The organism is Sphingopyxis sp. 2PD (assembly GCF_005503695.1).
Taxonomy (GTDB): Bacteria; Pseudomonadota; Alphaproteobacteria; order Sphingomonadales; family Sphingomonadaceae; genus Sphingopyxis.
On sequence record NZ_SCMU01000004.1, the window covers coordinates 1 to 19642 of the forward strand.

The 19642-nt window shown below is 65.1% G+C and carries 18 protein-coding genes; 6 read left to right on the forward strand and 12 right to left on the reverse strand.

Annotation, left to right across the window (positions count from 1 at the left end; all coding sequences use genetic code 11):
• Positions 1–151 precede the first annotated feature (151 nt).
• Positions 152–724 carry a Pycsar system effector family protein gene (locus FFS18_RS05380; RefSeq protein ID WP_137870080.1) on the reverse strand — a complete coding sequence of 191 codons (573 nt, stop codon included), beginning with the start codon at positions 722–724 and terminating at the stop codon, positions 152–154.
• A 162-nt stretch (positions 725–886) separates the two neighbouring features.
• Between FFS18_RS05380 and FFS18_RS05385 the strand changes: the two genes are divergently transcribed.
• The 3 genes from FFS18_RS05385 to FFS18_RS05395 all read left to right on the forward strand — a co-directional run bounded on the left by FFS18_RS05385 (position 887) and on the right by FFS18_RS05395 (position 4520).
• Entirely contained in the window at positions 887–1123 is a 237-nt protein-coding gene (locus tag FFS18_RS05385; RefSeq protein ID WP_039571860.1) for an acyl carrier protein, read from the forward strand.
• A 110-nt stretch (positions 1124–1233) separates the two neighbouring features.
• A complete protein-coding gene (spt, locus tag FFS18_RS05390) occupies positions 1234–2436 on the forward strand; it encodes a serine palmitoyltransferase (protein WP_137870081.1) in 1203 nt (400 codons plus the stop codon).
• Between the two features lie 113 nt (positions 2437–2549).
• Entirely contained in the window at positions 2550–4520 is a 1971-nt protein-coding gene (locus tag FFS18_RS05395) for an ATP-binding protein (RefSeq protein WP_137870082.1), read from the forward strand.
• A 46-nt stretch (positions 4521–4566) separates the two neighbouring features.
• Here the strand turns inward: FFS18_RS05395 and FFS18_RS05400 are convergent, their stop codons facing one another.
• Genes FFS18_RS05400 through FFS18_RS05410 form a run of 3 tightly spaced genes read right to left on the reverse strand, consistent with a single transcriptional unit; the run spans position 4567 to position 6926 of the window.
• Positions 4567–5427, reverse strand: a complete 861-nt coding sequence (locus FFS18_RS05400) for a hypothetical protein (RefSeq protein WP_137870083.1) — start codon at positions 5425–5427, stop codon at positions 4567–4569.
• Positions 5428–5437: 10 nt separating this feature from the next.
• Positions 5438–6412: a diacylglycerol/lipid kinase family protein gene (locus tag FFS18_RS05405; RefSeq protein ID WP_120215491.1), complete on the reverse strand. Its 975-nt coding sequence runs from the start codon at positions 6410–6412 to the stop codon at positions 5438–5440.
• Positions 6413–6419: 7 nt separating this feature from the next.
• Positions 6420–6926 carry a DUF2141 domain-containing protein gene (locus tag FFS18_RS05410; protein ID WP_232014808.1) on the reverse strand — a complete coding sequence of 169 codons (507 nt, stop codon included), beginning with the start codon at positions 6924–6926 and terminating at the stop codon, positions 6420–6422.
• Between the two features lie 134 nt (positions 6927–7060).
• On the opposite strand from FFS18_RS05410, the gene lptF reads away from it, so the two are divergent.
• Both lptF and lptG read left to right on the forward strand, forming a co-directional pair.
• Positions 7061–8281 carry an LPS export ABC transporter permease LptF gene (lptF, locus tag FFS18_RS05415; protein WP_137870084.1) on the forward strand — a complete coding sequence of 407 codons (1221 nt, stop codon included), beginning with the start codon at positions 7061–7063 and terminating at the stop codon, positions 8279–8281.
• 1 nt (position 8282) lies between these two features.
• Complete coding sequence (gene lptG / locus FFS18_RS05420; RefSeq protein ID WP_137870085.1) at positions 8283–9383, forward strand: LPS export ABC transporter permease LptG; 1101 nt, start codon at positions 8283–8285, stop codon at positions 9381–9383.
• Between the two features lie 250 nt (positions 9384–9633).
• Here lptG and FFS18_RS05425 read toward each other — a convergent pair whose 3' ends face one another.
• Positions 9634–10740, reverse strand: a complete 1107-nt coding sequence (locus FFS18_RS05425; RefSeq protein WP_137870086.1) for a fatty acid desaturase family protein — start codon at positions 10738–10740, stop codon at positions 9634–9636.
• Between the two features lie 119 nt (positions 10741–10859).
• On the opposite strand from FFS18_RS05425, the gene FFS18_RS05430 reads away from it, so the two are divergent.
• Positions 10860–12029 carry an N-acetyltransferase gene (locus tag FFS18_RS05430; RefSeq protein ID WP_137870087.1) on the forward strand — a complete coding sequence of 390 codons (1170 nt, stop codon included), beginning with the start codon at positions 10860–10862 and terminating at the stop codon, positions 12027–12029.
• A 221-nt stretch (positions 12030–12250) separates the two neighbouring features.
• Here FFS18_RS05430 and xth read toward each other — a convergent pair whose 3' ends face one another.
• From xth to FFS18_RS05465, 7 genes are all read right to left on the reverse strand, one after another.
• The gene (gene xth / locus FFS18_RS05435; RefSeq protein WP_137870088.1) at positions 12251–13021 is read right to left on the reverse strand and encodes an exodeoxyribonuclease III; all 771 of its coding nucleotides are present in this window, start codon (positions 13019–13021) and stop codon (positions 12251–12253) included.
• Positions 13022–13185: 164 nt separating this feature from the next.
• Positions 13186–13527, reverse strand: a complete 342-nt coding sequence (gene erpA, locus FFS18_RS05440) for an iron-sulfur cluster insertion protein ErpA (protein ID WP_120215485.1) — start codon at positions 13525–13527, stop codon at positions 13186–13188.
• Positions 13528–13628: 101 nt separating this feature from the next.
• Positions 13629–14264 carry a M23 family metallopeptidase gene (locus tag FFS18_RS05445; protein ID WP_232014807.1) on the reverse strand — a complete coding sequence of 212 codons (636 nt, stop codon included), beginning with the start codon at positions 14262–14264 and terminating at the stop codon, positions 13629–13631.
• A 179-nt stretch (positions 14265–14443) separates the two neighbouring features.
• Complete coding sequence (locus tag FFS18_RS05450) at positions 14444–15241, reverse strand: ferritin-like domain-containing protein (RefSeq protein ID WP_137870089.1); 798 nt, start codon at positions 15239–15241, stop codon at positions 14444–14446.
• Positions 15242–15384: 143 nt separating this feature from the next.
• On the reverse strand, positions 15385–15849 hold the full coding sequence (locus FFS18_RS05455; protein WP_171005240.1) for a peroxiredoxin: 465 nt from the start codon (positions 15847–15849) through the stop codon (positions 15385–15387).
• Positions 15846–18554, reverse strand: a complete 2709-nt coding sequence (locus FFS18_RS05460; protein ID WP_137870090.1) for a bifunctional [glutamine synthetase] adenylyltransferase/[glutamine synthetase]-adenylyl-L-tyrosine phosphorylase — start codon at positions 18552–18554, stop codon at positions 15846–15848. Before FFS18_RS05460 ends, FFS18_RS05455 begins: the two co-directional genes overlap by 4 nt.
• 151 nt (positions 18555–18705) lie before the next feature.
• Positions 18706–19500 carry a response regulator gene (locus FFS18_RS05465; RefSeq protein ID WP_137870091.1) on the reverse strand — a complete coding sequence of 265 codons (795 nt, stop codon included), beginning with the start codon at positions 19498–19500 and terminating at the stop codon, positions 18706–18708.
• Positions 19501–19642: the final 142 nt, after the last annotated feature.

Consider the following 19642-nt stretch of genomic DNA (forward strand, 5'->3'; position numbering starts at 1 on the left):
CGCCTCTAGCGGCCCCCACCTTCGCGGGGGTGGTAAATTGGCAACAATATGTCCGTCGCCCCCGCGAAGGTGGGGGCCGCTAGAGGCGCTTCTCGGCGTGGCTGCGCAATGACGACAGCGGCCCCCGCCTCCGCGGGGGCGACGGTCTATCTCACCCCCGCCACATCGCCACCATCTCGAACGCAAACGCGCCGAAAGTCAGCGTCAGCCCGACGACGAACAGCCGGTATGCATAAGCCAGATACCGATACTTCCGCCGCGCCAGCACGATGCCGTTCTGATAGGTGTCGCGCAGCATCGTTTCATAAAGATCTTCCTCGGTGCGCAGCCGCGCCTTGACCGCGTCGATGAACTCATCCTCTTCCATCTGGGCAAAGCGGCCGAAGAACAGGATGTTGCTATGGTCCTTGCCGTCCTTGTACACGATCGGCGGCGCCTTGCCGACGCGCGGCAGCACCGCCGAGACCGCGAGCAGCGCCGACAGGAAGGAAAAGGTCGCGAGGATCGTCAGCGGCATCGCGAGCGCCCCTGCCCCGGCGCGCGCCTGCCCCACCGCGAGCGTGAACACGACAAAGGTCGCGCCCATCAGGATCGACGCCTTTTGGTCGGCCATCTGCGACAATTGCATCGTCAATTGCTGGTTGGTGCGCACCAGATGCACGGCGTTCGGCGGGAAGGACACCGCTGGCGGCGGCGCCGGTGTCGATGCGTTTTCGCTGCCCATGCCATTCCCCCGCGTTCGCAATGCGTCAGCGACCCGTCACAGCGATGCCATGAAGTGCCGCCAGCGGCAAGATGCTGCCCTGTTCCCGCCGCATTCGCTTGCCAATCGGGCGGGAGCGCGGCATTCCCGCGCGCAACTTTATGCCTTTATGGGACGCACCACATGAGCACCGCCCTCACCGACCAGATTTACGGCCTGATCGCCCCCTTCAACAAAAAGGGGGTCGAACTGACCGATGCGACGACCTTTGCCGGCGACCTTGAATGGGACAGCCTGACGGTGATGGATTTCGTCGCCGAGGTCGAGGACACGTTCGACATCATCATCAGCATGAACATGCAGGCGGAGATCGAAACCGTGGGGCAATTGGTCGCCGCGGTCGAGAAATTGCAGGGATAGTTTCTTTTTTTCCCGTTCGTGTCGAGCGCAGTCGAGACACCCATCGGGGCAGCGCAAGTTCGAGGGGCATCTCGACTTCGCTCGATGCGAACGGATTTTGGACGTTTGATATGACCGACCTCTTTTCGAAATTCGATCCGCTGATCCAGCAGCGCGAAACGCTGCTCGCGACCGGGGTCACCGATCCCTATAATCTGGTGATGGAAAAGGTGATCTCGCCGACCGTCGCGATCTGCAACGGGCGCGAGACGATCCTGCTTGGCACCTATAATTATATGGGCATGACCTTCGACGAGGATGTCATCGCCGCAGGCAAGGATGCGCTCGACAAATTCGGCAGCGGCACCACCGGCAGCCGCGTGCTCAACGGCACCTATCAGGGGCACAAGGAGTGCGAAGAGGCGCTGAAGGAATTTTACGCCATGGATCATGCCATGGTGTTTTCAACCGGTTATCAGGCGAACCTCGGGATCATTTCGACGATCGCGGGCAAGGGCGACTATGTCATCCTCGACATCGACAGCCATGCGTCGATCTATGACGGGTGCAAGATGGGCGACGCCGAAATCGTCGCCTTCCGCCACAATGACGTCGACGCGCTAGAGAAAAGACTGAAGCGCCTGCCCGCAGACGCGGGCAAGCTCGTCGTGCTCGAAGGCGTCTATTCGATGCTCGGCGACGTCGCGCCACTGAAGGAGATGATCCGCGTTTCGAAGGAAGCCGGCGCGATGGTGCTGGTCGACGAGGCCCATTCGATGGGCTTTATCGGCGAGAACGGCCGCGGGGTTGCCGAGGCGCAGGGCGTTTTGGACGATGTCGATTTCGTCATCGGCACGTTCAGCAAGAGCGTCGGCACCGTCGGCGGCTTTTGTGTGTCGAACCATCCGAAGTTCGAGATCATGCGGCTGGTCTGTCGTCCCTATGTGTTCACCGCGTCGCTGCCGCCCAGCGTCGTCGCGACCGCGGCGACCAGCATCCGCAAGCTGATGCACGGGTCGAACAAGCGCGCGCATCTGTGGGAAAATTCCAAGGTGCTGCACAAGGGGCTGCGCGATCTGGGGTTCCAGCTCGGCACCGACGAGCCGCAGTCGGCGATCATCGCGGTGATCATGCCCGACCTCGAGCAAGGCGCGATGATGTGGGAGGCGCTGCTGGAGGAAGGGCTGTACGTCAACCTGGCGCGCCCGCCCGCGACCCCCGCGGGCATGACCCTGCTGCGCTGTTCGCTCTGCGCCGAGCACAGCATCGAGCAGGTCGGCGAAATCCTCGGCCGTTTCGAACGCGCGGGCAAGCGCGTCGGGATTATCGGCTGAACCGAGCCGCTGCGCCGACCAGCGGATTCCTTTTTGCGCCGAACCGAAGCCGGGCAGCAGCGACCGGGCCTTCGGCGCTTTGCGGCGCCGCGCATGTCCGGTAAGACACAGGCGTGTTCGAGCGGGATAGCGATACCGAAACCGAGACGCGGCGCGAGCGATTACGCTTTTGGCTGACGATCGGCATGGCGACGATGCTGACCGGCATCGTGGGCGCGCTTGTCATGCTGCTCGCGCGCGCCAGCGACAATTACGACCAGTCGCTCGGCTGGCAGACGCAAAGCCTGGAAGTCATTTCGCAGACGCGCTCGCTCGACGCCTCGCTCGCGCGCGCCGAGGCGGCGCTCGGGCGCTTTGCGGTGGGACTGCAAAAAGAGGACGGCCGCGTTTACGAACAGCAATGGGGGCTGGCGCGGCAATATCTGACGCGGCTCGACCGCAGCGTCCGCGACAACGCGACCCAGTCGAAGCTGGTCGATGACCTGACGCGCGAAATGGACAGCCGCGGACGCCAGCTTGGCGACGCGGCGCTGAGCGCCAATTACAGCCAGACCGTCGCCGCGATTTCGAAATATCATGCCGCGGGGCACGACGCCGGGCTCAGCCGCATCGACGATCTGCTCAACCAGATTATTGCCAATGAACGCGCGCTGCTGCGCGAACGCATTCGCACCGCCGCCGCCGATCGCGCCAGCCTGAACCAGGCGATGTTGCTGTTTGCCCTGCTCGGCGCGGCGATCGCCGCCGTGGCGATCGGCACGACATTCTCGTTCGTCCGCGCCGAGGCCGAGCGCCGGGTCGCGCGGCGCGAGCAGGTGGCGGAAAGCGAACGCGCCATGCAGCTGGAGGAGGCCGTCGAAGCGCGCACCGCCGAGCTGGAACAGGCCAATATCGCGCTGCGCAGCGAGATGAGCGAGCGCGCCGCGGCCGAAGCCCAGCTTCGCCAGGCGCAAAAGATGGAAGCCGTCGGCCAGCTGACCGGCGGCATCGCGCATGATTTCAACAATATGCTGGCGGTTGTTGTCGGCGGACTGGAACTGGCGCAGCGCTGGCTGCCCGGCACCCCGGAAAAGGCCGAACGCCACCTTGCCAACGCGCTCGACGGCGCTAATCGCGCCGCCGACCTGACGCGGCGGCTGCTGACCTTTGCCCGATCCGAACCTGCACGCCCCGAAACGACGCCGATCGACGCCTGCATTACGGGGTTTGCCGAGCTGATCGAACGGACGATCGGCGACAGGATCGCGCTGACGCTCGACCTCAATGCAGACCATCTCGCCTGCTGGCTCGACCGGCAGCAGTTCGAAAATGCGCTGCTCAACCTGGCGGTCAATGCGCGCGACGCGATGGACGGCCATGGCGCGCTGACCATCCGCACCCTCGACGATGGCGACGGCAAGGCGCTGGCGGTGCAGGTGATCGACACCGGTTGCGGCATGTCGCCCGAGGTATTGGAACGCGTGTTCGATCCCTTCTACACCACCAAGCCCGCGGGTCAGGGGACCGGACTGGGCATGAGCCAGGTCTTTGCCTTTTGCCGCCAGTCGGGCGGCGAGGTCCAGATTTCCTCGACCGAAGGCGAAGGTACGAGCGTCGCGATGCTGTTGCCGGTCGCCAAGCCGGAGGATGTCGCAGCGGCGGCCAGCGACGGCGATGGCGATCCCGCCGACTGCGCACCCGCCGAAGCGCTGAACATCCTGGTGATCGAGGACGACCAGCGCGTCCTCGCGGCGACGGTCGATGCGGTCGAGGAACTGGGCCATAGCGCGGTGGCGTGCGGCAATCCGCTGGAGGCCGAGCAGCTCGTCGAAGGACGGCTGGCCGACGGCGGCCGGTTTGACCTGGTGCTATCCGATGTGCTGATGCCCGAACTGACCGGCCCCGAACTGGTCGCGCAGCTCAAACAGCGCTGGCCCGAACTGTCGGTGCTGTTCGTCACCGGCTATGCGGGCGACGCCGGCGAGGCCGAAAGTTTCGGCGACCATGACGTGCTCCGCAAACCCTTCACCCTCAACGCGCTCGATCAGGCGATCCGCCGGTGCGGCGAAGCCCGGGCGGGCATGGGACAGCGGCTGGCGAGCTGAGCCTTGTTTCGTCATTCCGGCGAAGGCCGGGATGAGGACTCGCATTTTACCGGATCGCGCCGCCCTTGATCAGCCGCGGTACCAGCGTGACCGCGGCGATCAGCGGCCAGCGGCGCTGCCACGGCTTGATTTCGATCTTGGTCCCCGCATGGCGATTGATCTTCCACGCCAGATAATCGATCCCACCGGCATAGGTCAGGCTGGCCTTGGCCAGCCGCGCGATGCTGAGCGCCTTGCCCTCGATCCGCCGCCGCGCCCATGCACCACTGCGCGCGGCCGCCGGGATCGCGGCGATCGCGGGGGCGCTGAAACGCTGGTAGCGGTCGGCGTCGGCATCGACCACCGACTGCGCGCGGCCCGCCCGTTCGGCGCGCAGCTCGACCGAATAGGTGAGCGCAAAGGCCCGCCGCCACCAGTCGAGCGGCGCCTCGCCATCGACCTTGCCCGCTGCCGCCAGCAAGGTCGGCGCGGCGCGCGCGACGGCGGCGATGGCGCGGTCGCGCGCCGTATCGTCGACCGCCCATACCAGCCGCGACGGCTGCGCAAAGCGCGCCCACACCGACACATTGCGTGTTTCCGGCCCGTTCAGGCGGTGAAAGTCGCTTTCCGACAGCACCGCATATTTCGCGATCAGCCCGCGGTGCGCGAACGGAAAGACATTGGGCGGGATCAGCCGATTGGCGGCGGCCATCCACCGCTTGGGATACGCATCGCCATAATCGGACACGATCAGGTAGAAATCGAGCATCAGCCCGTCGAGTTCGCTCATCCTGAGGCAGCTGCCGTAAAACAGCACAGCGCGCGCGCTACCCGGATATTCGGCGGCGATCGCCTGTGCCATGGCGGCGACGCGCGGGTCGACCGGAGTCGACAGTTCGGCGCGGACCAGGTCGATCAGGTCGGACATGCGCGAACGCTCAGGCGGCGAGGCGCAGGAACGGCACGGGCTGGGTCGAAGTCAGGATGATCGGCATGCCGTTCTTCGCCTGAAAAATCTCGCCATCGAGAATCACGTTCGACCGCTCGCCCTCGATCCGGATCTCGTCGCCCTGCTGGAAGTGGACGCCATCGAGCTGGCGCTGCCCCAGCGTCCCGCGCCAGGTGGCGCCCAGCATGCGGAACAGCGCGCCCAGGCCGCGCTCGACCGCGAGCAATTTCATCTGTCCGCTCTGCCCGGCGCTGTCGGTGGTGCGGATGCTGAGCAGCAGCTTTTCCAGCGTCGTCACGATCAGCAGCGAAAACTTGCCCTTGAATTCGCCCTGGCGGATCAGCGACACCGTCATCGCCTCGGGCTTGGGGGGCAGGCGCCCGCCACCGAGGCCGAACATCATCGCAAACAGCCCCAGAATCGCGGCCAGGAAATGCGAAATGCCGTTCGGCAGCCCGAGCGGATAGATGCGATTGCGGCAATAGAGCATCACATCGGCGAGATAGGCGCCGCCTAGGAACATGCCGAGCACCGGGCGCGTTTCGCCGCCGCTGTCGAGCGAGATCAGCTGGCGCTGAATCACATGATCCTCCAGCTGCCCCGAATTGACGAGTTCGATCACCCGCTGCAACGCCTTGATCGGATCGCCCGCGGCGCCAAGGTCGAGCGCGATCAGGTTGGTCTTGCCGTTCGGCAGCACCGCGACCGGCGGCGGCGAACCGCCGAAATGGCCGCCCGAATAAAGCTCGGTCAACGCGGCCTGCACCGTGCCGTCGCCGCCGTTGATGACGACAACGCGCGGCCCGACCATCGCGATGGTGCGGATCGCCTCGCCGATCTGGTCGACGTCCTCGACCTCATAATGAAAGATGTCGGGATGCGCCGCGCAATATTCGCGAACCCGCGGCAACAGGGCGCGGTTGCCGGTCGAACGCGGGTTGGAAAGGAGCGCGACGCTGGCCATCTGGTCCCTATTCGACCGGGTCGAACGACAAGCCGTTGACGTAGTTCAGTACGATCGGCACGCGCTTGGTGGCGCCGCCGACGGCAAAGCTGACCGTCGCCAGTTTCGGCTTCCGCTTGAAGATGAAATCGCTGACCTTCATGTCGGGGTTGCCCGACAGGCCGGCGCCGTCGCTGCGGTCCGATTTGCCGTTGCCGTTCATGTCGTGGCGAACCGACACGACATAATTGCCCGGCTGCTTGACCGGGACGCACACCGACATCGTCCCGGTGCGCGAGACGGGAACGTCGACGCGCTCGATCCACTTGCGCTTTTCCAGATAGCTGCTGTTCGCGCTGTAGATCTGGACCCGCACCGTGCCGGTGCGCGCCTTGAATCCGCGCACATCGACCTGCACAGCGGTCGCATTGCTGTTGCACAGGGCGGCTGCCGGACCCAGCGCAGCACCCTGCGCCGCGACGGGCGCAATCAGCGCTCCGGCGGCGAGCATACCGGCGAGAATAATTTTCGACATGACCTCAATTCCTCCAGAGGTTATAGCCACGCCGACAAACGCATGATGCACCTGCCGACACGGGCCCCTGTCGCCCTTGAATCGGCATATCGGAAACAACTGCGGCCAAATCATGGTGATGGGGCGACGAAAGATTGAATAAGCTGCCTGCCATCGACCGCTACATCGCGCGGCTCATCTTTTTTCCCATGCTGGGTACGCTGGTCCTGTCGGCGATGCTGCTCGTGCTCGAAAAGATGCTGCGGCTGTTCGATTTTGTCGCCACCGAGGGTGGGCCGGTCAGCATCGTGTGGCGGATGCTCGCCAATCTCATCCCCGAATATCTTTCGCTGGGCATTCCGATCGGCCTGATGCTGGGGATTCTTCTGGCTTTCCGCAAGCTTGCAACGACCAGCGAGCTCGATGTGCTGAAGGGCGTCGGGATGAGCTTCGGGCGGCTGATGCGCATTCCTTTCGCCTACGCACTGGCGTTGGCCGCGCTCAATCTGGCGATCGTCGGCTTCATCCAGCCCGTCGCCCGCTATGCCTATGAAGGCTTGCAGTTCGAACTGCGCTCGGGCGCGCTGGGGGCGTCGATCAAGGTCGGCGAATTCACCAAGCTGGGCGACCGCATGACGCTGCGCATCGAAGAAAGCTATGACGACGGCAAGTCGCTGCGCGGCATTTTCGTGCGCGGCGACAATCGCGATGGCCAGCGCGTGTCGGCGACCGCCGCGCGCGGGCAGTTCCTGGCCACCGACGACCCCAACACGATCATCCTGCGATTGTCGCAGGGCGTGCTGATCCACGAATCGCCCAAATTTGCGGTGCCGCGCGTGCTGACCTTCGACAATCACGACCTGCCGATACCATTGCCCAAGATCGAGGCGTTCCGCCTGCGCGGCGGCGCCGATCGCGAAATGACGATCCCCGAGCTGTTCGTCGCGGGCAAGGACGAGAGCCAGTCGGAACAGACGCGGCTCGAATCGCGCGCCAATTTCCATTTCCGCATCGTCGAAGTGCTGTCGATGTTCCTGATCCCGCTGATCGCGGTGGCGCTGGCGATCCCGCCCAAACGATCGACTTCCTCGCTCGGCGTCTTCCTGTCGATCGTGCTCTTGGTGACCCAGCATAAGATCAACCAATATGCCGAGGACATGGGCGCGCGCGGCGTCGTCGATCCGGTGATTGCGCTGTGGGTTCCCTTTCTGCTGTTCGCGGCGCTGGCGGTCTGGATGTATTATGTCGTCGCGCATGTGCCGGGCGGCCAGCCGATCGGCGCGCTCGAACGCGTGGCGGCGAAGTCGGCGCAAAAGATTCGCGGGCTGTTGACGATGTTCCAGCGCAAACCGCGGGGCGTGGAAAGCCTGACCTGATATGCACCAGCTTCATTTTTTCCCGTCGCGCACGATGGCGCTCTATGTCGGGCGGCTGTTCCTGATCCGCTCCTTCTCGATCCTGTTCGCGTTGGTGCTGATCCTGCAAACGCTCGACCTGCTCGGCGAAAGCGGCAAGATCCTGGCGGTCGCGGGCAACAGCGACGCCGATGTCTGGCGCTATGTCGGGATGCGGCTGCCGCAGATCATCGAAACCTTCCTGCCCTTTTCGGTGCTGCTTGGCACGATATTGACGATGGTGACGCTGAACCAGAACAGCGAGGTTATCGCGATGAAGGCGTCGGGGATGTCGGCGCACCAGGTCCTTGCGCCGCTGTTCCTTGCCGCGCTGCTGGTCGCCGGGATCAGCTTTGCCTTCAACGAACGCATCGTCACCCGCTCGACCGCGGCGCTCAGCGCCTGGCAGAAGGTCGAGTATAAGCGGGTGCCCCCCGACAATGGCGTGCGCAGCAACATCTGGGTGCGCGACGGCAACAATCTGATCAACGCCGAAACGGTCGAAACCGGCGGACCAGCGATCGTGCTGCGCGGCGTCACCATCTATGAACGCACCGGCGGCGTGCTGTCGTCGATGCTGAAGGCCGACAGCGCGCGCGCGGTGGCCGGGGGCGGTTGGGAAATGACCAACGCGCGCCGCTTCATCCGCCGGTCGGGGACGCTGGAACCGCTGGGAACGATCGTCGCGGCAAAGTCGGTGCGCCCCGACCAGTTCACACTGGCGCAGGTCGACGGCGACGAGCTTCCCTTCCTGAAGCTGAAGGCAGCGATCGACGATCTGGAGGCCGCGGGCCGCCCGGTCGGGGCGCTGAAAGGCGTGTTGTGGCACAAGATTTCGGGACCGCTGTCGGCGATCCTGATGCCGCTGCTGGGCGCCGTCGCGGCGTTCGGCCTCGCGCGGTCGGGCAAGCTATTCATTCGCGCAATCGTCGGGATGGGGCTGGGGTTCGCCTATTTCGTCGCCGACAATTTCGCCCTCGCGATGGGGGATTTGGGCGCCTACTCGCCGTTTCTGGCGGCGTGGGGGCCGTTTATCCTGTTCGCGCTGATCGGCGAGATGATTTTGATCCGGACCGAGGAATAGGATCAGCGTCGGCTCGCGACGAACAACCTGCCATCCATAATGTCGTCATCCCGGCGAAGGCCGGGATCTCAACCTATCGTCCAACCGCACCGGCGAGATCCCGGCCTTCGCCGGGATGACGAGTTAGAAACAGTCAGTGACGAAAACGAACCGTCGCCCCCGCGAAGGCGGGGGCCGCTGTCGGTTTACGCAGCAGCGTGGGACCAGGCAGCTAGCGGCCCCCGCCTTCGCGGGGGCGACGTTCCATTCCTCAGACCGCACCCCCCCGCGCCGAAACCGCCACCAGATTCGCCACCAGCTTCGGCAGGCTGTCGTAATTCGCACCATGATATTGCGAATCGGCGGGCAGCACGTCCTTCAACCGGCGATGCGCCTCGGCGAGTGCATGATAGGGCACGCCCGGCAGCAGATGGTGCAGCGCATGATAGCGCAGCCCCACCGGCGCCCACAGCTCGGGCAGCAGGCCCGGCGGCGGCACGTTGACGCTGTCAAGGAACTGGCCGGTCACGGTCAGCACTTCGCCGTCATTTTCCCAAAGGTGCGCCACCAAGGTGCGGATCTGGTTGAGCACCAGCGTCGCCGCCGCAATCGCGCCAAAGATCAACAGCGCGCGCAGCGGCACCCAGCCGAAGACGCCCGCGGCGATCAGCAGGCTCGACCACGCCCAGGCGCCGCCCTCCTGCCACGCCCACATGCGGCGAAACTCGCCGTCGGGCGCCTTACGGCGGAACAGCGGGTTGATGATCATCCCCGAATAGCGCTCGACGACGACGCGGCGCAGCGGCGGGATCAGGAACGACAGCGGGGTCAGCACCGCATAGCGGAACAAGAGCGCCAGCGGCGCGAACGCCGCGGCGACCACGAACAGCGGCACCGTCCACGGCTTCATCAGCGCGAGCGGCAGATATTCGGGATCGTCGACCGTGCCATATTTGGTGCGATTGTGGTGCAGGCTGTGGATGCCTTCATACATGTAGGACGGGATCAGCAGCGGCACGCCGACGAGCAGGTTCCACGCGAAACGGAAGCCCGGCAGCGCGTTTTTGCGGATATGCGTCAGTTCGTGGATGAAACTGCCGGCGCGATAGAGCGCGAGGATCGCGATCAGCGCGGCGGCAAGCGACCAGGCGAGCGTCGGCGCCAAGATGGCGCCCGCGACACCCGCGTAACCGATGACGGTCGATGCCAGAAAATCGGTCCAATAGATGCGCGCTGACGGCGTCACGAGGTCGCGCGTCAGCTCCGACGCGGCGCGGATCATCGCCATGTCGTCGGCGATCGCCGATTTGGGGATCCGGGCCGCCGCCTTGACCAGCGGTGTGTCGACCCGATCGGCAGAGGGGTTGATCGTCGTCATAACGCTCGCTCTTCACCATGATTTCGTGGCAGCAAAATGGCCAAATGCGGGTCGCCAGCGCCGCGGCGATGCCCTAATGCGTCATCCGACATATAGGGTTGGCATTTCAGGAAACCAGTATGAGCGGACATTCGGACGGACCGATCACCATCCACCCGGTCAAAGACAAGAACGACCGGCGCGAATTCGTCGAGCTGGCCTTTCGGCTCAATCGCGGCGATCCGGCGTGGGTGCCGCCGCTGAAGGGCGAGGTGTATAACCTGCTGACTCCCGGCAAAAATCCGTGGTTCGAACATGGCAAGGCGCAATTGTTCCTGGCGCGGCGCAACGGCCGCACCGTCGGCCGGATTTCGGCGCATATCGACGAACTGGCACTCGCGCAGCCCGCCGAACAGGGGATGGGACCGGGGACGGGCAACTGGGGGCTGCTCGAAGCCGAGGATGCGGAAACGACCCGCGCGCTGCTTGTCGCCGCCGAGGATTGGCTGCGCAATCAGGGGATGCACCGCGCGCTAGGCCCGCTGTCGATTTCGATCTGGGACGAACCGGGGCTGTTGATCGAGGGGTTCGACAACCGCCCGACGGTGATGATGGGGCACAACAGCCCACTCTATCGCGGCTGGATCGAGGACAGCGGTTATCGCCCGATCAAGCAGCTGCTGAACTACGACGTCCACGTCGCCGACGGTTTCCCGCCGCTGGTCAATCGCATCGTCGCCGCGGGCGAAAAGAACGCGCGCATTCGGATCCGCAAGATCGACAAAAGCCGCTTCGATGCCGAAGCCAAGCTGATCATGGGGCTGCTCAACGATGCCTGGTCGGACAATTGGGGGTTCGTCCCGCTGACCGACAGCGAGATCGCCTTTGTCGGTAAAAAGCTGAAAACTTTGGTGTTCGAGGATCTGATCCGCGTCGCCGAAGTCGACGGCGAGCCCGTCGCTTTCATGATCGTCTTGCCGAACATCAACGAGTTGCTGATCGACATGGACGGATCGCTGCTCCCCTTCAACTGGGCAAGGCTGCTGTGGTGGCTGCGCAAGCCGAAAAGCCGCACGCTGCGCGTACCGCTGATGGGGGTCGCCAAAAAGCTGCAGAACAGCCGGATGGCGAGCACCCTCGCCTTCATGATGATCGAATTCATCCGCCGCGACGCGGTGCGCGACTATGGCACCGAGCGCGGCGACATCGGCTGGGTGCTCGACGACAATCAGGGCATGAACGCGGTCGCCGAGGCGATCGATGCCAAGATCAACCGGGTGTACCAGATTTACGACAAGCCTTTGGGCTGAACTGCCGGAGCTGGAGCGCGGAGAGTTGCTGCTAAATCCTCCCTGTCGCGAAGCGATGGGGAGGTGGCAGCGGCGCAGCCGCTGACGGAGGGGCGACAACACCGGCGTCGCGGCCCCTCCACCCCTCGCTTCGCGAGCGGTCCCCCTCCCCATGGCTTCGCCACAGGGAGGATCAAAGGCGCCTGTTGCTCGTTAACCGCCGCTTTGCTTATGCCCGCGCTTCAAGCCAGCACCGCCCAGGTCGGCGCATGATCGCTAGCCTTCTCTCGCCCGCGGTGGTCCTTGTCGACCCCGGCGTCGATCAGCCGGTCGGCGAGCGCGGGGCTGAGCAGCAGATGGTCGATGCGAAAACCATGATCGCGTTGCCAGCCGCCCGCCTGATAGTCCCAGAAGGTCCAGACATGCCCGCTGGGGTGGCGGCTGCGGATCGCGTCGGTCCAGCCGTCGCCGAGCAGGCGGAACCACGCATCGCGCGATTCGGGCTGCATCAGCGCGTCGGTGGCCATGGCGCGCGGATCCCACACATCGTCGTCGTGCGGGATGACATTGTAATCGCCGGTCAGGATCGTCGGGATTTCGGCAGCAAGCAGGAATTTCGCCCGCTCGCGCAGCCGCGCCATCCAGCGCAGCTTGTAATCGAATTTGGGGCCGGGCTGCGGATTGCCATTGGGCAGGTAGATCGACGCGACGCGCACCCCGTGGACGTCGGCCTCCAGATAGCGCGACTGCTCGTCCTCGTCCTCACCCGCCAGCCCGCGCTGGATTTCGACCGGCTGGGCGCCTTTGGCGAGGATCGCGACGCCGTTGAAGCCCTTTTGCCCGTGATAGAGAAAACCGTAACCCGCCGCCTCGATCTCCTTGGTCGGCATCGTTTCATCGCTCGATTTCAATTCCTGCAGGCAGGCGACATCGGGCTGGGTTTCCTCGAGCCATTCGATCAGGCGCGGCAGGCGAGCCTTGATCCCGTTGATATTGAAGGTCGCGATTTTCATGAGGCACCTATGGCAGCAAGATTGGTGCATAGACAAGCATCGGACCGTACAAACGCATCTCAATGCCTTGCACCGTGCCCTGAGCCTGTCGAAGGGCGCTTCTCGGTGAGGCGCCCTTCGACCGGCTCAGGGCTACGGTGACTATTGTCTCCGCGGTTTGAGATCTAAATCGAGAAGCTCGACCCGCAGCCACAGCCCGACGCCGCATTGGGATTTTCGACCTTGAACGACGACCCGCCGAGCGAATCGACGAAATCGACGATGCAGCCGCGGACAAGGTCGATGCTCACCGGATCGACCACCAGTTTCACGCCATCGGTTTCGGTGACGATATCGTCACCCTCGATGCTCTCGGCGAGGCCGAAGCGATAGGTGAAGCCCGAACAGCCGCCGCCATCGACCGCGAGGCGCAGCGCCGCTTGCGTTTCGCCCTTGCGGTCGGCGATCCAGCGGACGCGCGCCGCGGCTGCGGGCGACAGGGTGATATCGGAAAGCTGCGTGGCCATGGGAGCTAGATAGGCGCTTTGTCTCAAATGAAAAGGGCGCCGCGACGGTTATCCCGCCTGGCGCCCCTCCTCTCCGACCCAGGAAAGCTCGTCATTATTCTTTATTCGGGACCGCCCATCGCGACATCTTTGCCCGTGATTGCGGCGATCGCCATCTGATCCGACCGCACGAACGGCATCGGATTGACCGGTGCGCCTTCGATACGGACTTCATAATGCAAATGGTTGCCGGTCGACCGGCCCGTCGAACCGACATAGCCCAGAATATCGCCCTTTTTGACCTGCTGGCCGGGGCGCACAATGTAGGACGACATATGGCCGTAGCGCGTCTGGATCGCATTGCCATGTTCGACTTCGACATAATTGCCGTAGCCGCCGAGGCGCTGGGCGCGGCCGACGATGCCGTCGGCGGTCGCATAGATCGGGGTGCCGTGCGGCGCCGGAATGTCGATGCCATTGTGGCGCGCGACCTTGCCAGTCACCGGGTGGACACGCATGCCGTACGACGACGACAGCGACATCTGGTCGATCGGGCGACGCGACGGCACGGCAACGCCGAGCGAGGCGGTCAGGCCGGTGTCGAGACGCTTCCACGCCTGGAAAATCGCACGGGCTTCGCTGTCTTCGCCGACCGACGGAACGCCAGCGGTGAAGCTGTCGTCATCGGGTTCGTCCGGAACGATAATGCCGGCATCGGCGCTGGTTTCGGCAGCTTGAACGGCGGGCGTTGCCGTCATGAAACATGCTGCGGCGCAGAGCATTGCGACTTGATGCAACTTCTGCGTCAGAAGAGTGTTTATCAAAATACGACCCCGCGTGTGCCATGTCGCCAAAGTCATCAAAAGGCTTTGGCGCCGGTGTTTGTTGGTTTGGATGATTGCTCATCCCCCGCGAAGCCTGTGTGCTATCCCAATGGTTAAGACGCAATAACACCATAGTATTCTTGCGTCAGACCGGCGTCGTGGCGCGCCGAGTCGTTGAACGGTGGCTTCAACGCCCCCCGAAATCGCGCTTTTACGAGGGTCTGCCACGTTTCGACGGCGTTGAATCCCCGTTCGTCGCACATCCAGCCGAACCATCGGGTGCCAGCGCGCACATGGCGCACTTCGTCGGTGTAGATTCGCGACAAGATCCGCGCCGATGCCTCGTCCCCCGCGTCCCGGAAGCGCGCGATCGTCGGCGGCGTCACATCGAGCCCGCGCGCTTCGAGCACCATCGGCACGATCGCGAGCCGCGCCAGGACGTCGTCCGCCGTGGCCTGCGCCGCTTCCCATAGTCCGGCATGCGCGGGCAACGCGCCATAATGGCTGCCGAGCGTGCGCAGCCGCCGGTCGAGCAGCGCGAAGTGCATCGCCTCGTCGGCGGCCACGCCGATCCAGTCGTCGACAAACGCGCGCGGAAATTCGCCGCCAAAGCGGCCGACGAGATCGACCGCCAAGTCGATCGCGACGAATTCGATATGCGCCAGCGCGTGGAGCAGCGCGATTCGCCCGCGTTCGGAGCCGCCCTTGCCGCGCCGCGGCATCCGGCCGGGTTCGAGCAGTTCGGGCGCGGCGGGCCACGCGGGCTGGTCGGGCATCGCCGTATCGCAGCGATGATCGAGCCGCCCCTGTCGCCACGCGCGCGCCAGACCGCGCGCCGCGCGGCGTTTGTCGTGCGGATCAGGCGTCAGCAGGACCGCACGCGCGGCTTCGCCGATACTTTGCGTGGTCATATTGCCGTTCGTCCTGAGGAGGGGCTGAGCCTTGGCGAAGATCCATCTCGAAGGACAGCAGCGCTCCGTCCGCGTCCTTCGAGATGCCATTTCGACAAGCTCAATGGCTCCTCAGGACAAACGGATTGCATAGGCACCATATCCTAGAGCGCCTTCGCCGCCTCCAGCACCGCTTCGGCATGCCCTTTGACGCGCACCTTGCGCCACTCCTTCGCCAGCTTGCCGTCAGCCCCGAACAGAAAGGTCGAGCGTTCGATCCCCATATAGCTGCGCCCGTAATTCTGCTTCTCTACCCAGGTGCCGAACGCCTCGCACACCGCGCCGTCTTCATCGGACGCGAGGCGGACGGTCAGGCCATATTTGTCGCGGAACTTGCACAGTTTTGCCGGGGCGTCGCGCGACACCGCGAGCACCTGCGCGTACAGATGCGCGAATTCGGGCGCAAGGCGGGTGAAATCCTGCGCTTCGACCGTGCAGCCCGGCGTATCGGCCTTGGGATAGAAATAGACGACCAGCGGCGCGCCGGTCATCGCGGCGAGATCGATCGTCGCACCATCGGCGTCGAGCAGCTTTACCGCGGGAATGGCATCTCCGATTGCGAGAGTCACGGCTTTGTCTCCTGCTGGGCGGGGCGAATCGACGCCCACCAATTTGCGATCTCCTGCCGCGCCGCGTCATGCGCGGCAAGCAGTTGCGGCCAGCCCGGTTCGCCGCACTGACTGGCGACAAGTTGCCGCGCTGCCGCGGTCGGCGGCTCGCCATCGGGTGCGGTCAGGCGCAGCATCACGAGCATGCGCGCCAGCAAGCCATGCGCCGCGACAACCTCTGCCGGGACCAGCCCCGCGGCGTGCAGACAGCCGAGCGCCGCGGCGATATTGGGGTCGTGGCATTGGCCGCTGGCAAGCTGGGTCACCTGCATCGCGAATTCCATGTCGACGAGGCCGCCAGGGCCACCCTTGATATCGAGCGCCCCCTGCGACGGCTTGTGCGCCGCGATCTTGGCGCGCATCTCCGCGGCGTCGGCCGCCAGCCTTGCCCGATCGCGCGGCATCGCGAGCAGTTCGGCGATGATCCGTTCGACCTCGGCACGCGCGCCGTCCGATCCATAGACCGGCCGCGCGCGCAGCAGCGCCATATGCTCCCACGTCCACGCCTCCTCGCGCTGATAGCGTTCAAAACTGTCGAGGGTGACCACCAGCGGCCCCTGCGCGCCCTGCGGCCGCAGCCGGGTGTCGACATCGTACAGCTTGCCCGCTGCGGTCGGCACCGACATCGCCGCGGTCACCCGCTGCGCGAGGCGGTTGTAATAGGTGGTCGCCCCGAGCGGGCGCGGCCCGTCGGATTCGGCCAGATGGTCGCCGGTGAACAAATAGATGAGGTCGAGGTCGGAGGCATGGGTCAGCGCCCTGCCCCCCAGCCGCCCCAGCGCAAGCACGACAAGCTCGCTGTCCGCGATCCGCCCGTGCGCCTGCACAAATTCGGCGACGGTCGCATCGGCGAGTACGGCAAGTGCCGCTTCGGCGAGTTCGGAATAGCCGCACGCGATCGCCAGCGGATCGGTCGCCCCCGCGACGAGCTGAACGCCATAGGCAAAGCGTCGCTCGCCGACATGATCACGCACGCGGTCGAGCAGTCGTTCATAGTCGAGCGCCGCCAGCCCCGGCAGCCATTCTGCGACCAATTGCGCCTTGTCCGCAGGCGCATCGAAGGCACGCTGGTCGATCAGCCCCTCGATCAGCTGCGCCCGCGCACCGAGCGCATCGGCGAGCGTCGGGGCGAGCGCCAGGACGCGCGTCGCGATCCGCGCCAGCGCCGGTTGCGCTGCGAGCAGATGGAAGAAATTGACCGCGCTCGGCAATCCCGCGACCAGCTTGTCGAAGCGCGTCAGCGTCGCTTGCGGATCAGGCGCCGCGCCCAGCGCCTTGACCAGTTCGGGCAGCATCGTTTCAAGCGCGTCGAGCGCCGCCGCGCTTCGCAATGCGCGAAGCTTGCCGCCGCGCCATTCGCCGATCGTCCGGACCGCGGCGTCGGGTGGGTCAAAGCCTGCTGCGATCAGCGCCGCCGCCAGCCCGTCATCATCGCGCGGCAGGCCGGTGGTCACCGCACGTTCGGCCACCAGCCGATCGTAGCAAGCGCCGACATCGGCGGCGACGGGTTCGAGCATGGCAAGCAGCGCCGCGCCGTCGGCGACGCCGTCGAGCCGCGCGACGCCATCGAGCGCCGCGGGCTGGACCGGCAGGCAGTGCGTCTGCTGATCCTCGACCATCTGCAACCGATGCTCGATGCGGCGCAGCGTGGCATAATGGCCCGACAGCCGCGCCGCGACATCCGCCTCGACGCGCCCCGCCGCCGCGAGCGCGGCCAGCGCATCGACGGTCGCGGGCACGCGCAGCGACGGATCGCGGCCGCCATAGATCAGCTGATGGACCTGCGCGAAAAATTCGATCTCGCGGATGCCGCCGCGCCCGCGCTTCAAGTCATAGCCCGGCCCGAACGCCTGACCCTGCGCAAAATGATCGCGGATCCGGTCGCTCATCGCGCCGATTTCCTTGAGCTGGCGGAAATCGAGACTGCGGCGCCAGATGAAGGGCTGGATCGCGGCAAGGAAATTTTCGCCCAATGCACGGTCGCCCGCCGAAGCGCGCGAACGAATGAAGGCGGCCTGCTCCCACGCCAGCGCTTCGGATTCATAATAGGAAATGGCGGCATCGACCGGCAGCACGATCGGCGTCACTTCGGGGTGCGGGCGCAGGCGCAGGTCGACGCGCAGCACATGACCGTCGCCGGTGCGCGCCGACAAAATCTCGGTCATCCGCCGCGCAATCCGGACCGCCGCTTCGGTCGGGTCGTCGCGTTGGCGGCGCGGCAGCGTGTCGGGATCGAAGATCAGGATCGGGTCGATGTCGGACGAATAGTTGAGCTCGTGGCTGCCAAGCTTGCCGAGCGCGATCACCGCCAGCCCGCGCGGTTCTTCGCCCGGAACGCGCTCGGCAAAGGCGGCGGCGAGCGCGGCGTCGCAGGCCTGATCGGCGAACTCCGACAACAGGCGGGTGGTGGTCGCTACGTCATGCTCGCCCGACAGGTCACCGAGTGCGAGCAGCAGCGCCATCCGCCCGCGCCAATGCCGTAGCGCCCGCATGATGTCGTCGGCGGCGGGCGGCGCCGACACGCTCGCAAGCGCGGCGTCGGCACCGTCGCCGAGAAAGCGCGTCACGTCGTCGGAATGAATGTCGGCAAGGCGCGCGAGGAACGGCGCGTTGGCGGTCAGACGGTTGAGCGCCGTCTGGCGGATGAGGGCGTCAGATGTCGTCATCGCGCGCCGCTATCGCCTGCGATGCCCTTTGAAGCAAGACGACTTACTATGCCGTCGCCCCCGCGCAGGCGGGGGCCGCCACCGGCTTTATGCGGCGACGCCGCATGAAGGTATCGAGCGGCCCCGCCTGCGCGGGGGCGACGGATTGATATCAGGCCGGAACCGTGCTTTCGTCGAAGAACAGGACCTGCGAAATCGCCGCGCGCAAGGTCGCGGGTTGATAGGGCTTGGTGAGCAGGAACGCCGGTTCGGGGCGGTCGCCGGTCAGCAGCCGCTCGGGGAAGGCGGTGATAAAAATGACCGGCACCTTCATGTCGGTCAGGATTTCCTGCACCGCCTCGATCCCCGAACTATTGTCAGCGAGTTGAATGTCGGCGAGCACCAGCCCGGGCTGATGCTTTTGCGCTTCGGCCACGGCTTCGCTATGCGTCGTGGCGACCGCGACGACATCATGCCCCAGATCGCGGACGATCATTTCGATGTCCATCGCGATGATCGGTTCATCCTCGATGATTAGGATGCGCGCGCGGGTCTGGCGGTCGATTTCGTCGGTCGCTTCGGCAATCAGCGTTTTCACTTCGTCGGTGTCGCGGCCAATGATGCGGCCGGTGTCCTCGGCATTGAAGCCTTCGACCGCGGTCAGCAGTAGCGCCTGCCGCGCCAGCGACGGAATGCGGCGCAGGCGCGCGTCGGCGATCGCGATGTCGGTCAGCTGCGCGGCGTCATCGGCCGCCGCCGCGTCGGCCATCAGGCCGAAATTATCGTGGACCATCCGGTAAAGCTGGATGCGCAGGTCGCTGGCGGTATCGACCGCCGCGGGGTTGGCAACCAATGTTTCGAGCAAACGCGCGACCAGCGCGTCGCCATTCTGCTGGCTGCCCGAAATCGCCCGACCATAACGCCGCAGATACGGAAGATGCGGCGCGATCGCCTGACCCAATGACATAATTTCCCTCCTGAAACGGGACTTAACCCGCCAAAAAACCAGCAAAAGCGGCCCAAAGCCGCGCCCGCCGACATAATTTCACCCCATGGGAACGATTTAGCCGCAAATTAGTTTCATGGGGAAGAACAAACGCGCCATTGCG

Excerpts from the sequence above, each read along its gene's own strand:
- FFS18_RS05380 (WP_137870080.1), bottom strand. The coding sequence starts at position 724 with ATGGGCAGCGAAAACGCATCGACACCGGCGCCGCCGCCAGCGGTGTCC.
- FFS18_RS05385 (WP_039571860.1), top strand. The coding sequence starts at position 887 with ATGAGCACCGCCCTCACCGACCAGATTTACGGCCTGATCGCCCCCTTC.
- spt (WP_137870081.1), top strand. The coding sequence starts at position 1,234 with ATGACCGACCTCTTTTCGAAATTCGATCCGCTGATCCAGCAGCGCGAA.
- FFS18_RS05400 (WP_137870083.1), bottom strand. The coding sequence starts at position 5,427 with ATGTCCGACCTGATCGACCTGGTCCGCGCCGAACTGTCGACTCCGGTC.
- FFS18_RS05405 (WP_120215491.1), bottom strand. The coding sequence starts at position 6,412 with ATGGCCAGCGTCGCGCTCCTTTCCAACCCGCGTTCGACCGGCAACCGC.
- FFS18_RS05410 (WP_232014808.1), bottom strand. The coding sequence starts at position 6,926 with ATGTCGAAAATTATTCTCGCCGGTATGCTCGCCGCCGGAGCGCTGATT.
- lptG (WP_137870085.1), top strand. The coding sequence starts at position 8,283 with ATGCACCAGCTTCATTTTTTCCCGTCGCGCACGATGGCGCTCTATGTC.
- FFS18_RS05425 (WP_137870086.1), bottom strand. The coding sequence starts at position 10,740 with ATGACGACGATCAACCCCTCTGCCGATCGGGTCGACACACCGCTGGTC.
- FFS18_RS05430 (WP_137870087.1), top strand. The coding sequence starts at position 10,860 with ATGAGCGGACATTCGGACGGACCGATCACCATCCACCCGGTCAAAGAC.
- xth (WP_137870088.1), bottom strand. The coding sequence starts at position 13,021 with ATGAAAATCGCGACCTTCAATATCAACGGGATCAAGGCTCGCCTGCCG.
- erpA (WP_120215485.1), bottom strand. The coding sequence starts at position 13,527 with ATGGCCACGCAGCTTTCCGATATCACCCTGTCGCCCGCAGCCGCGGCG.
- FFS18_RS05445 (WP_232014807.1), bottom strand. The coding sequence starts at position 14,264 with ATGACGGCAACGCCCGCCGTTCAAGCTGCCGAAACCAGCGCCGATGCC.
- FFS18_RS05450 (WP_137870089.1), bottom strand. The coding sequence starts at position 15,241 with ATGACCACGCAAAGTATCGGCGAAGCCGCGCGTGCGGTCCTGCTGACG.
- FFS18_RS05460 (WP_137870090.1), bottom strand. The coding sequence starts at position 18,554 with ATGACGACATCTGACGCCCTCATCCGCCAGACGGCGCTCAACCGTCTG.
- FFS18_RS05465 (WP_137870091.1), bottom strand. The coding sequence starts at position 19,500 with ATGTCATTGGGTCAGGCGATCGCGCCGCATCTTCCGTATCTGCGGCGT.